Origin of the sequence: Kitasatospora sp. NPDC098652, from assembly GCF_044760155.1 — a bacterium.
Lineage (GTDB): Bacteria > Actinomycetota > Actinomycetes > Streptomycetales > Streptomycetaceae > Kitasatospora.
Genome location: NZ_JBIWAQ010000002.1, coordinates 430074 through 443842, shown reverse-complemented (window position 1 = coordinate 443842; position 13769 = coordinate 430074). Strand labels below are relative to the sequence as shown.

4 protein-coding genes are annotated in these 13769 nt (G+C 70.9%); 2 read left to right on the top strand and 2 right to left on the bottom strand.

The window, feature by feature from the left end; all coding sequences use genetic code 11:
• The first annotated feature begins 5 nt into the window (after positions 1 to 5).
• Entirely contained in the window at positions 6 to 968 is a 963-nt protein-coding gene (locus ACIQWA_RS05965) for an aldo/keto reductase (protein ID WP_402478678.1), read from the top strand.
• Positions 969 to 1015: 47 nt separating this feature from the next.
• On the opposite strand, the gene ACIQWA_RS05960 is transcribed toward ACIQWA_RS05965, so the two are convergent.
• Together ACIQWA_RS05960 and ACIQWA_RS05955 are read right to left on the bottom strand one after the other, a co-directional pair.
• Entirely contained in the window at positions 1016 to 1576 is a 561-nt protein-coding gene (locus ACIQWA_RS05960; RefSeq protein ID WP_402478676.1) for a hypothetical protein, read from the bottom strand.
• Positions 1577 to 1826: 250 nt separating this feature from the next.
• The gene (locus ACIQWA_RS05955) at positions 1827 to 6269 is read right to left on the bottom strand and encodes a LamG-like jellyroll fold domain-containing protein (protein ID WP_402478674.1); all 4443 of its coding nucleotides are present in this window, start codon (positions 6267 to 6269) and stop codon (positions 1827 to 1829) included.
• 419 nt (positions 6270 to 6688) lie between these two features.
• On the opposite strand from ACIQWA_RS05955, the gene ACIQWA_RS05950 reads away from it, so the two are divergent.
• Positions 6689 to 13570 carry an RHS repeat-associated core domain-containing protein gene (locus tag ACIQWA_RS05950; RefSeq protein ID WP_402478671.1) on the top strand — a complete coding sequence of 2294 codons (6882 nt, stop codon included), beginning with the start codon at positions 6689 to 6691 and terminating at the stop codon, positions 13568 to 13570.
• Positions 13571 to 13769: the final 199 nt, after the last annotated feature.

The window sequence follows — 13769 nt, the reverse complement described above, 5'->3', positions numbered from 1 at the left end:
CACTGATGCTGCACCGCAGCCTGGGAGTTGACGGACCGAGGGTGAGTGCGCTGTGCCTCGGCGCGATGACCTTCGGCACCACCGTGGACGAGCGGACCGCCACCGCGATCCTCGACCGGTTCACCGAGGCCGGCGGGACGTTCATCGACACCGCGAACAACTACGCCTGCTGGGCCCCCGGCGGCACCGGCCACGAGAGCGAGGAACTCCTGGGCCGCTGGACCGCCCGCCGCCGCAACCGCGACCGGCTCGTCCTCGCCACCAAGGCGGGCGCCCGTCCCGTCCCCGGACTGCCCTACCCCGAACACCTCGAAGGCCTCTCCGCCCCCGCCCTGCGCAGCGCGGCCGAGGGCAGCCTGCGCCGGCTCGGCACCGACCGGATCGACCTCTACTACGCCCACGTCACGGACCCGGGCACCCCCGTCGAGGAGACCATGGGCGCCTTCGCCGGCCTGGTCGCCGACGGCAAGGTCACCGCCCTCGGCTGCAGCAACCACCGCGCCGCCGACCTCGCCGCGGCCAACGACCTCGCCGACGCGCGGGGCTGGCCCGGCTACCGGTGCGTCCAGCAGCGCCACAGCCACCTGCAACCCCGGCCCGGCGCGGACCTCGGCATCCAGCGGCACGCCGACCGGGCCCTGCTGACCTACCTCGCGGACCGGCCGGACCTCACCCTGCTCGCCTACTCGCCGCTGCTCGGCGGCTCCTACACCCGCCCCGACCGCCCCCTGCCCGAGGAGTACCGGTGGCCCGGCACCGAGGCCCGGCTCGCGGCGCTGGCCGAGGTCGCGGAGGAGACCGGCGCCACCGTCAACCAGGTCGTCCTGGCCTGGCTGCTCGGGCACCCCGTCCCCACCGTCCCGGTGATCGGCGCCGGCTCGGTCGCCCAACTGGAGGAGAGCCTGGCCGCCCTGGACCTGACCCTCGACCCGGACCAGCGCCACCGCCTGGACACCGCGGGCAGTTGAGGCGGGCAGTCGGGCAGTCGGGCAGTTGAGTCGAGCCGGGCGGGCCGTCAGTGCCGCCCGGTCCCGGTCCCGGTCGCGGGGCGCCGGATCGAAGGCGTCCACCGCCACCGACGGCCGGCCGGGCCGCCCTCGGCGCCCGCCGAGCGGGCCCCGTGCACCCGGAGGCGGGCTTGCTCGGCGAGCCCGCGGGTGTCCGCGGTGGTCCGGTCGAGGGCGGTCGCCACCAGGTCGACGGGCAGCCGGAACACCTCGTGCAGCACGAAGGCGACCCGCTCGGCGGGGGCCAGCGCGTCCAGCGCGGCCAGCAGCGCGGGCCCGACCGACCCGTCCGCCGGCACCGGGTGCCCCGGCCCGACCGGCACGTCCGGGAGCCGCCGGGGCCGGGTGTCCCGCGCACCCAGCAGCCCCAGGCAGACCCGCCCGGTCACCGTGGTCAACCACTCGGCGAGGTCCGCCACCTCCGCCGGATCGATCCGGCCGAGCCTGACCCACACCTCCCGCACCGCGGCCTCCGCCTCCGCGTGCGAGCCCAGCAACGGGTACGCGAGGGCCCTCATCCGCGGCCGCAGGTGCTCGAACTGGCCTGCCTGCCGGTCCTGCTCGGGCACGGTCACACTCCTCGGCTCCGGAGGGTTCGTCACCGACCGGTAGCCCGGCCGTGGCTGGACCTTACTCGGAGAAGCAGGTTGATCACACCGGGTGGTGCCGGGCGAATCTCCGGGGAGGTCCGAAGCCGGTCGCCGGAAACGACGCCGGTCGCCGGAAACGACGCCGTCCCCCGCCGGAAACGACGCCGTCCCCCGCCGGATGGACTCCCGGCGGGGGACGGTGCTCTGCGGTGCTGGGGTCGAACGGGTGTTACACCGTCTGCTGGGCCTCGAAGATCCAGTGCTCGTTCCCCTGGTCGACGCACTGCCAGACGTCCAGGCCCCGGCCGTTGGTGGTGTTCCAGGCGCTGAGGTCCAGGCAGAGGCCGGACGCCGGGTTGTACAGCGAGTTGTCGTAGCGGCGGGTCCAGGTCTGCGAGCCCGGGTTGCTGCCGCAGTCCTGCGCGACGACCGGGGTGCCGTTGACGGCCGCGGCGTCCGCGGTGCCGAGGCAGAGTCCGGAGATCGGCATCTTGATCCGGTTGTCCTTGGTCATCACGAAGTGCTGGCTGTCGCCGTTCCAGCAGTCGTAGATCCGGAGCTGGGCACCGGCGTTGCCACCCCAGTTGTCGAGGCACTTGCGGCTGTCGACCGCGCTGCGGATCTGGATGGCCGAGTCGGTGGTGGCGAGCGTGTTGGCCTGCTGGTCGGTCAGCGCGTACGGGTAGGCCCGGACGTCGCTGATCGCGCCGTTGAGCAGGTCACCGGGGGTGGACTTGTTGTAGGTGACACCGCCGATGTTCAGGCTGCCGGGGGCCGGCTTCCAGCCGCTGGGCATCTGCGCGCTGCCGACGGCCGCGCCGTTGACGTACAGCGTGATCGTCCCGGTGTCGGCGTTGAACGTGCCGGTCAGGTGGGTCCACTGGCCGACCGCGGCGTTGGTGCGGCCGCTGCGGTCGTAGGCGGAGTACCAGGCCGTGGGGTTGGTGCTGTCATTGCTCGGTGCGACGAAGGCCCAGTTGTGGAAGGACTTCGAGTACTGCAGGTAGAACGGGCTCGCCACGTCGCCGGTGAGGGAGACGGCGGTCTGGAAGGTGTCGAGGTTGTTGACCTTGACCCAGGCCGAGACGCTGTAGCTGCGGGTGGTGTCGAGACCGCTGTTGACGGGGGCGGTGGTGCGGTAGACCGACGCTCCGTCGAAGGCGGTGGCCTTGTTGGCGGTGCGGTTGTGGTCGGCGGTGAGGGTGGCCCCGGTCGGGTAGCTGTTCTTCGGGTCGTCGCCGTTGCGGTAGAGCTTGTTGGTGTCACCGCTGTCGCCGCCGGTGCGGCCGTCGAGCACCCATTGGGCCGGGTTGACGGCGGTGTTGGCGACGGTGTTGGGGCCGACCTGCCAGGTGTAGCCGGCGGTCGGGGTGCCCGGAGTGGTGACCTTGCCCCACCAGATGTCGACGGAGCCGTCGGCCTTGGTACCCCAGAGGGCGGCGTTGCCGTTGCCGGTGAGGTCGCCGTCGGAGCCGAGGGTGGTCCAGGTGTCGCTGGGCACCCCGCCGATCTTGGTGGTGCCGGCGATGCCGGTGAGGGTGGGGACCATCAGCGGCTTGCCGGTGGGGTCGTTGACGGGCTGGCCCTGGTTGTCGGTGGCCTGGACGGTGCCGGTGGTGAAGGTGAGGCCGTTGAGGTCGTCCTTGGCGGCGTCGGCGGAGGCGGCGAGGTTGCGGGTGAACAGGCCGGGGTGGCCCTGCTTGGCCCAGTCGCCGGGGGTGATGAGCTCCTTGTCCTTCCAGCCGGTGGCGGCGAGGCGGACGGGCTTGCCGAGGGTGTTGGCGTTGGTCGCGGGGTAGTACCAGAGGGCCGCGTCCGTGCCGTTGTTGGTGCTCTCGACGGTGAGCAGGCCGGTCTTGTTCTTGAAGCCGAGCTTGGGGTCGAGGTCGGTGTTGACCGGGTCGCCGAGGGCGGCGATGCGCAGGGTGGTGGACCAGTCGTTGGCGTTGTAGCCGGCGGTGGTCAGCCAGGAGCAGTCCTCGGTGGCGGTCTTGGCGCACTTGGGCTTGGCGAGCGGGACGGGCTTGTCGATCCGGCCGTAGACGCCGGTGTTGCCCGGGTTCGGGTAGACCCAGAGTTCGCCCGCGCCGGGTGCGTGGGCGATCACGTCGTCGATGTTGTTGCCGCCGGTGAGGGTGCCGCGGTGGGTCAGCTGGATGCCGTTCCACCCCTTGCCGCCGGGGGCCTCCGCCGGGAGGGAGACGGCCGAGACGGACGGGCTCTTGGCGTTCGGGTTGCCCGGCGGGTTGTACGCCCGCAGGTAGCCGGCCTGGTCGGGCGCGAGGATGTCGGGCGCGCCGTCGCCGGTGACGTCACCGAAGACCGGCGGCGGGCCGTCCGGGTTCCACGGCACGTAGAAGGAGTACTGGGCGACCGGGGAGACGTTGCGGGCGTTGTCCATCACCTGCAGGTACAGGATGTTGGTGCCCCAGCGGCCGGGGGTGACCGGGATCCCGCCCTGCGGCATCGAACCGCCGCACGACCAGCCGACGTTGGCGAGCTGCGGGTCCCAGCCCCAGCGGGCGCAGACCACGCCGGAGGCGTTGCCGCCGGGCGCGGGGTCGGTCGCGGTGAAGGGCACCAGGCCCTGCTCGCCGACGTGCTTCTTGGTGACCTGGCCGTTGCCGGACGGCGGGAACCTGTCCGCGAGGTCGGCGGCCGACAGCACGGTGTTGGCGTCCGGGACGGAGAGGGTCGGCGGGGTCAGGTCGACGCCGAAGCGGCACATCGGGGTGGAGGCCGACATCCGGACCAGCTTGTCGGTGGCCATGGTGCCCCAGCCGTAGACGTGGCCGTCCTTGATGACGCTCGGGTTGACCTGGAAGACCGCGTTCCCTCCGTTGGTCACCTCGGGGGTGTAGCCGGAGTCGACGTCGGCGCTCAGGTCCGCGTAGTCCCAGATGTGGGTCCAGGCGAACAGCGAGGTCTGGGCGTTGCTGCTGACCGTCGCGTTGAGGCTGACCGACCCGTTGAAGCCCGAGGAGGAGTTGAGCCAGCCGATCGAGTTGCCGTCACAGCCCTGGTTCTCGGCCCACGGCACGGCTGTCGAGGGGACGGGCCAGGCGTACGGGTTGGTCGGGGTGTTGGGGACGCGGTCGTACTCGACGACGACGGCGGGGTTGTAGGTGAGGCGCTTGAAGGCCATCTTGTCGGACTCGTTGTGGGCGAAGAGTCCGAAGGTGAGGGTGTCGTGGCTGGGGGCGTACTGCTGGTAGGCGCCGGTGACGTCGTAGTCGAACTGGGTGTTGCCGCCGCAGCCGCTCTGGCCGGCGCCGCCGACGTTGGCGCTGCCGGTCCAGGCGACGACGCCGGGGGTGTTGTTCCAGCTGGTGCTGTTGTCGATGGCGCCGGTGAGGGCGAGGTCGACCTGGTACTTGTTGGTGCAGGACATGTCGGAGGACTTGGCCTCCCAGACCGACAGGACGGCCTTGTTGATGACGATGTCGTTGTACCAGCGGGTGTCGAACTGGAAGTAGGAGCGTTCGATGCCCTTGTCGGTGCGCCAGCCCTGGTAGCCGACGCCGGGCTGGGCGTACTGGTCGCCGGTGTTGGCGACGGTGCGGCCGAGGTTGGCGGCGCCCGGGTAGGCGGACTGGGTCCAGGTCCAGGCGTTGGCCTCGCGGCGGTCGTAGATCCAGCCGGGGTCGATGAACCAGGGGCCCTGGCCCTTGCCGAGGACGGTGTCGTCGGTGGTGAGCTCGACGGCGTCGCCGGAGACCGCCGTCTTCATGGTGGCGACCTTGGCGTTCGTCCCCGGTGCCTCGGCGGTGCTGGTCTGCTCCGGGGCCTGGCCGTCGCCGTCGCGTTGGGCGGCGGCGGCCCTGCCCTTGACCGCGGGGGCGCCCGTCGTGCCGCTGTCCCACATCTGCGGGGCGGAGGCGTGCCAGCGGGTCTTGCCGTCCTTGGTGGTGGCGGAGAGGTTCCCGGCGTCGTCGGCCTTGACGGTGACGCCCTTGGCCTTGGTGGGGAAGCGGACCTTCTTGAGGGCCGGGTTCTTGGCGGCCTCGGCGGTCTTGACGACGAGGACGGTGGAGAGGCCGCCGAGCTTGGAGGCGGTGACGCGCAGGTCGATGCCGGGGGCGACCTCGGGGTAGACCAGGGCCTCGCCCTTGGGGTCGAGGGTGGGCCTGGTCAGCGGGAAGGGCGAGTCGATGGTGAGGGACTCGCCGTCCGGGCTGGTGAGGGTGCCGAGCGGTCCGTCTCCGCCGCCGGAGAGGTGGACGCCGGCGACGGCGGTCTTCGGCCGGTAGCCGCCGTGGTCGTCGGCCACCAGGGTGCCGTCGAGGTCGGCCCAGGCGTTGTCCTGCTTCACGCGCTGGGGGTCGGCGTGCTGGGTGCGGGAGAGGTGCCCGGCGGGGGTGGCGACGGTCTCGCTGTACTCGTCGGTCAACTCCGTTACGGGGACGGGCTTTCCGGTGCGCTTGGCCTCGGCGATCGCCTTGTCGGAGGCGATTTGGGGCTTCTCGCCCGCGAACTTGGCGTCGCCGGCGGCGATCCGGTCGGCCAGGTCCTTCGGGATCGCCCCGGGGGTCTGGCCGGTGGAGGCCGCGGGGGCGCTCGGGGAGTCGGCGGCGAAGGCCAGTGGCGCGATCGGTCCGACGGAGGTCAGCGCGAGCACGAGGGCGACCGCGACGGCGTGGGAACGCCGGGGCGGATGCCCGGTTCTGCGCATGCCGGAGGAAGCTCCGGACGGAGCGGACATGGTGAAGCCCCTTCGAGGAGAGGAGAGACCGTCCGGCCGCGAATGGCGACCGGATCCGGTTCGTTCGTGAAGGACCTCAGCAAGCTGCCGCATTAGCTGGTTGATCGTCAATTGCTATATGCGGCCGGGATGTCCGCTTTGACGGACCGTCCGCCGATTTCGTTCGACTGTGATTTGAATCACATCCTCAGGGGATCCTCAAGCCGCTCGACCACCGGATCGTCAGCCCCCTACCCTCCAGCGAGACTGTCCGCGCCGAGTCGCGGTGCGGACTTCTCAAAGGGGTGGAGATGTCCTCTTTTCCCGAACGACCACCCGGTGAATCCGGGTGGGACCAGTCGCCGTCGAGATGGCGTAAATCCCAATTGTCATTGGTCGGTTCGTTTGCGGTGCTGGCCGTTCTGGCGGCGCCGCTCGGCACCGCGGTAGCGGCCCCTGCGGGCGGCGGCGCCGACCACGGCCGGATCTGGTCGCCGCCGGGCACGCCGCTGCCGAAGACGGCCTCGGTGCACGGCGCGGCGGACAAGGTGAAGTCGACCTCACCGCCGACCGGTTCGCCGAACTGGGTGCCGCCGAAGTCCCTGCCGCAGCCGAAGAGCGGCAGCGCGGAGGTCGCGCTGGACGCCGGCGCCGGTGCGTCCAGGCAGGCGGGTGACCTGCCGGTCTGGCTGGCCCCGGCGCCGGGGGGCGGGGCCGCGCCCGCCGCGCCCGTGCGGGTGAAGGTCGCCGCACCGTCCGCGGAGTCCGCGAAGGGTGTGCAGGGCACGGTCGTCACGCTGACCCGCGACGGGGCGGCGGAGGCCGGCAAGGTCCAGGTCGGGATCGACCTCGGCGCGATCGGTGTCGGCGCGGAACTCGCCTCCCGGGCACGGCTGGTGGCGCTTCCGGAGTGTGCGCTGAGCACGCCGGACGCGGACGGCTGCCGGGTCCGGACACCGGTGGCCTCGCACTACGACGAGAAGTCGAAGCGGCTGGTCGCGGACGTCGACCTGCCGGCGGTGGGCGGGACGTCGAAGGGCTCACGGGCGGAGTCCGCGGCCGCCGCCGAAGCGCCCGCAGCCGCGGGTCAGGTGCTGCTGGCGCTGGACGCCGCGCCCTCCGGCGGGACCGGCACGTACAGCGCCACACCGCTGGCCTCCAGCCAGAGTTGGACGGCGGGCAGCACGTCGGGCTCGTTCACGTACAGCTATCCGATCGCGCTGCCGCCCTCCCTGGGCGGTGGCGCTCCCACGCTCGCGCTCGGCTACGACTCGGCCTCGGTGGACGGCAGGACGGCGTCGACCAACGCCCAGGCCTCCTGGATCGGCGACGGCTGGGACCTGAGCGCGGGCTTCGTCGAGCGCGGCTACCGCGGCTGCGACAAGGCGGGCATTCCCGGTTCGGGCGACCAGTGTTGGGGCGGTCCGAACCTGACCCTGTCGCTGGGCGGCCACTCGGGTGAGCTGGTGCCGGAGGACTCCTCGTGTGCCGCCGGGACGGCGACGGACGAGCAGTCGCGGTGCAAGTGGCGGCTCAAGGGCGACGACGGGACGAAGGTCGAGTTCCTGACCGGTGCGAACAACGGCACCTGGAACGGCTCGTACCTCAAGGTGACCGACACCTCGGGCACGGTCTACTACTTCGGGCTCAACCAGCTTCCGGCGGCGGACGGTTCGCCGAGCAAGGCGGGGCCGGAGAGCAAGTCGGCGTGGACGGTTCCGGTGTACTCGCCGAACCCGGGTGACCCGTGCTACGACGGGTCCAAGGGCAAGGGCTCCTGGTGCCAGACGGCGTGGCGGTGGAACCTGGACTACGTGGTCGACGCCCACGGGAATCTGACCACGTACTCCTACACGCCCGAGACCAACTGGTACGCGCGCGGTGGCGCGCAGAACGGCGGCACGGGCACGAACACCGCGTACACGCGGGGCGGGGTGCTGGCCGCGATCACCTACGGCCAGCTGCTGTCGGACCAGTTGGGCGCGGGCGGCTCGTACCAGGCGGCGGCGCGGGTGGACTTCGACTCGGGTGAGCGGTGCGTCTCGGACGCGGCGACCTGTGACCCGGCGAAGCGGACGGCGGCCAACGCCGCCAACTGGCCGGACGTGCCGATGGACAAGCAGTGCCAGGAAGTCGGCGCCTGCACCAACTACGGCCCCACGTACTGGTCGACGAAGTGGCTGAACGCGATCACCACCTCGATCCGTTCCGGCAGCACGTACCGTCCGGTGGACAAGTACGAGTTGACCCATGTGTTCAAGACGCCGCAGAACGCGACGGAGAACGCGCCGATCGCGTGGCTGCAGTCGGTGAAGCGGACCGGTAAGGACACCGCCAACGGGCAGGCCGAGCAGGCGCTCCCGGCGGTGACCTTCGCGGACCTGCTGCTGCCCAACCGGGTGGACGGCCTGGTGCCGGCGCGTCCGCGCTACAACCGGCCGCGGCTGGCGGTGATCACCACGGAGACCGGCGGCAGCATCCTCGTCTCGTACAAGCAGGACCAGTGCTCGCGTACGGCCGGGCGGATGCCGCCGTCGGCCGACAACAACACCAAGCCGTGCTTCAACGTGAAGTGGTTCGACACCCAGGTGCAGTCCACGGTGGACGACTGGTTCCTGCGCTACCCGGTCGACACGGTGACCGTGGACCCGAACGCCAACCTGATCTCCGGTTCGGTGCCGCAGACGACCTCGTACTCGTACGGTCCGGCGGCCTGGCACCGCAACGACAGTCCGCTGGTCGAGTCCGACTACCGGACCTGGGACCAGTTCCGGGGCTTCGCGAGCGTGACCGCGGTGACGGGCTCGGGCAAGGACGGGCCGCAGGCCATGTCGACCACCAGCTACTACCAGGGCATGGACGGCGACCTCAAGGCCGACGGCAAGCCCAGGGGCGCCTCCGTCGCCGGGATCAAGAGCGGCAGCCGGACCGACTCCGACTGGATGTCCGGGCAGGTCCTGGAGTCGGACACCTACGCGGACGCCTCGGCCGACGCGGGCTCGCCGGTGTCGTACACCGTCAACGCGTACGAGAACCCGGTGGTGACGGCCACCCACAAGCGGGCCGGCCTGCCGGACCTGGTCGCCCGCTACGGCGCCACCAAGGTGACCACCGCGGCGACCGCCGCGACCACCACCGGCAGCCGCACCACCACGACGGTGTCGAACACGGACGCCGGGAACAACAACCGGGTCACCACGTCGCTGAGCACGGCCGACGGCACCCCGGACGTCTGCACCCGCTACCGCTACGCGGGCGGCGCCAACCCCCAGATGACCGGCCTGGTCTCCGAGCAGCTCGTCGTCTCGGGCGCCAACGCCTGCACCGCGGACGCGAACGCCTCCAACACCGTCTCCGACACCCGCACCCTCTACGACGGCCAGGGCTTCGGCAGCGCCGGCGCCAAGGCCGAGGTGACGGGCAAGCAGGTGCTGAACGGCTACGACGCCAACGGTGCCGCGCAGTTCGTCACCACCGCGACCAGCACGTACGACCAGTACGGCCGGGTCACCTCGGTGACGGATCCGACGGTCACCGACAGCGCCAACCCCAACGGCGCGGTCACCACCACGGCGTACAGCTCGGCCAGCCCGGGCGAGCTGCCGAACCAGGTGGTCACCGGCACCCCGGCCCCGGCCGGCGCGCCGGACGCGGGCACCGCCCGCACCAGCACCGTCACGCTCAGCCCGGCGCGCGGTCTCGCGCTCACCTCGACGGATCCCAACGGCCGTAGCACGACCAGGACCTACGACGGTCTCGGGCGGGCGAAGGCGGTTTGGTCCCCGGGGCAGAACACCGGCGGCAACGCGAACGCGACCTTCGACTACGCCGTCAACGGCACCTCGGGGCCGTCCACGGTGACGACCAACTCGCTGCGTCCCGACGGCAAGGCGTACGGGAAGTCCGTGCAGATCGTCGACGGCCTGGGACGCACCGTGCAGACCCAGGGCGACCCGGCGATCTCCGCCTACCAGGGCCGGATCGTCTCGGACACCTTCTACGACTCCCAGGGCCGGGTGGGCCGTTCCTACGGCGCCTACTACGAGGACACCAACAAGCCGAACACGACCCGGTGGATCCCGGACGGCGCGATGGTGCCCAACCAGAGCGTGGTGCAGTTCGACGGCCAGGGCCGGGTGGTGAGCACGCAGTTCGTGGCGCTGGGCAAGCCCCAGACCACCACGACGACGGCCTACCCCGGCGCGGACCGGGTGGACGTCTCGCCGCCCGCCGGTGCCACCGCGACCAGTACGGTCACCGACGCGCGCGGGCGCAAGACCCAGGTGTGGCAGTACCGGACGGCCGCGGCGACCGGCAACCAGGCCGACGCGGACGTCACCAACTACACCTACACGCCGGGCGGCCAGGCGGCCACCCGGACGGATGCGGCCGGGAACACCTGGAGTTACACCTACGACCTGCGCGGGCGTCAGGTGAAGGCCGACGACCCGGACACGGGCGTGTCGACCCGGACCTACGACGGTGCGGGGCAGTTGGCGACGACGACGGACGCGCGTGGTCAGACGGTCGCGATGACGTACGACCTGCTGGGCCGCAAGACCGGCACGTTCAACGGTTCGGTGGCCGCGGCGAACCAGCTGACCGGCTTCGTCTACGACACCGTGGCGAAGGGGCAGTTGACCTCCTCGACCCGGTACGTGGGCGGCGCTGGTGGTTCGGCCTACACCAAGTCGGTCGGTGAGTACGACGCGGCGTACCGGGCGACCAGGTCGACCGTGTCGATCCCCGGCAGTGAGATCGGCGGCAGTGGTCAGGTGAACTTCGACTACTCGGCCGCCTTCAACCCGGTCAGTGGTTCGCTGGTGTCGGAGACGCGTGCCGCGGCGGGTGATCTGGCGCAGGAGGCGGTGAACTACAACTACGAGGCGTTCGGTCAGCTCAACGACATCAGCGGTGCCGGGTACACCTATCTGCGGCAGGCCGACTGGGACGCGTACGGGCGCAACATCCGTGACACGATGAACCCTTGGGGCACGCAGGTCGTCTCGACGAACACCTACGACGAGTCGACCGGGCGTCTGCTGACCCAGTACGTGGACAAGCAGACGGCCACCACCGGCACGGTCCAGAACACCACCTACGCCTACAACCCGGCCGGTCGGGTCACGGCGGTGCGGACGATTCCGGACAACAGCCCGGACCGGACGGACCTGCAGTGCTTCACGTACGACTACCTGGGCCGGCTGACCACGGCGTGGTCGGACACCGGGCGGCTCAACCAGCCCACCCCGTCCCTTGCCGGTCAGGGCTCGTGTGCCAATGCGACGCCCACCAGCGGGGCTTCGACGGCGGGTACCACCACCGTGGGCGGCAGTGCGCCGTACTGGCAGGACTACAGCTACGACGCGGTCGGCAACCGGACGAAGCTGGTCATGCACAACCCGACCGGTGACACCTCCAAGGACCTGACGATCGACCAGTCGTTCCCGGCGGCGGGTTCGCGCAACACGCCGACCACGGCGGCGGGCACGGGCGGCGGCACCGGCGGTTCGCACGTGCCGACGGCGGTGAAGTCGACGTTCCCCAACAACGGGAGCACGCCGGGGAGTTACCAGTACGACGCGGCGGGGAACACGACGAAGATCGCCAACCCGGGGGCCAACAAGACCCTGGGCGCGGGCTTCGTGCTCAACCCGGGTGAGTCGGTGCGCTCCAGCAGTGTGCAGCTGACCATGCAGTCGGACGGCAACCTGGTGCTGACCTCGCTGCGGACCGGTCTGGTGACGTGGTCGACGAACACGGCCAACCACCCGGGTGCGTGGGCGACGATGCAGGACGACGGCAACTTCGTCGTCTACGACCCCCAGCGGGTGCCGCTGTGGTCCTCGCAGAGCTGGGTCGGGGCGAACAGCAAGTACTTCGCGGTCGTCCAGGACGACGGCAAGTTCATGGTGTACGCGCCGGGCTGGGTGCCGAAGTGGGACTCCCACACCTGGAACACCGTGGACGCGGCCAACGGCGCGGACCTGACCTGGGACGTGGAGGGCAAGCTCGCCACCCTCAAGCAGGGCGGCGCCACGACCTCCTACGTCTACGACGCGGACGGCAACCAGCTGATCCGCCGCAACCCCGGCAAGGTCACCGTCAACCTCGGCGGCGGCGACGAACTCACCTACGACACCGGCGCCAAGACCAGCACCGGCACCCGCTACTACGCCCTGCCCGGCGGCGTCACCCTCGTCCGCCAGGGCCCGACCAAGCTCACCTACCAGTTCGCCGACCACCACGGCACCAACTCCCTGTCGATCGACTCGGCGACGACGAACGTGAGCCGTCGCTGGGCCGATCCCTTCGGCGTCCTGCGCGGCTCCGGCAGCGGGACCTCGTGGGCCGGCGACAAGGGCTTCGTCAACGGGTTGAAGGACGACGCGACCGGCTTCACCAACCTGGGCGCCCGCCAGTACCAGCCCGGCACCGGCCGCTTCCTCAGCCCGGACCCGCTGATGCTGGCCGACAACCCGCAGCAGTGGAACGCGTACGCCTACAGCAACAACGACCCGGTGAACAAGACCGACCCCACCGGCATGGCGCTGGAGGAGTGCGCGAGCGGATTCGCCAAGTGCTCCAACATGGGCACCGTGGTCGACACGACGCAGGACGGGCCGAACTACCAGCGGATCGTGGCGGAGATCAAGAGGGCGGAACCGATCCGCAGGGCGGGTTACGTCAAGTTCGTCGAGAGGAGCCTGTCGAAGCCCCTGCCGAACCCCAACCGGGAGAAGAAGGTGCCGACGGCCCCCGCAGGGCCGGGGGGCGTCATCGTCGGCCACTCCACGAGGGAGGTCAGCCACGACGCGCAGCCCACCGTCGACTACAGCGTCGGAACCGACTTCGGCTCGGCCGAATCGCTGGATCCGGTGGTCCTGGGGATCTCCACGACGGAGGCGACCCAGTTGAGCAAGCAGGTCACGAAGAAGAACACCTTCTCCCACAGCAACAAGGTCGGCGGAAGCGTCGGGTTCAAGATCGGCGGAGTCGAGATCGGGGCGGACACCGAAGCCAACTGGGAATGGGGCTCCGAGGACACGACGCAGACGACCGAGGGTAAGACCGACTCGGTGACGGTGGACCAGAAGGTGACGCTGCGGCCCACCGTGCTCCACCAGCTGTACGGCAAGTCGCCCATCGTGACCCGACGGGTCTACGAGACCACGTACTACTACGACGACGGGAGGACGACGACCAAGACGTGGGGGACCGTTTACGTCAACAGCTGGACCCCGGTCCTCTACCAGCCCGGGGCACAGGTGCAGGACGTCAAGGAGCCGTAGCAGTGCCGGGCCGATCGTGGGCCGGCACCGCATCACAGGAGGTCGAAGGAGGAGAATGAGCCGTGTGAGGGGTGTCACCGGGAGGCTTCGCACCGTTGTCGCGGGCCTGGCGTTCAGCGCCTGCGCGTGCACCACGGTGTCCGGGCAGGCCGGCGCCGGCGCCGGGGCGACTCCCACGCCGACGCCGACATCGACGCCG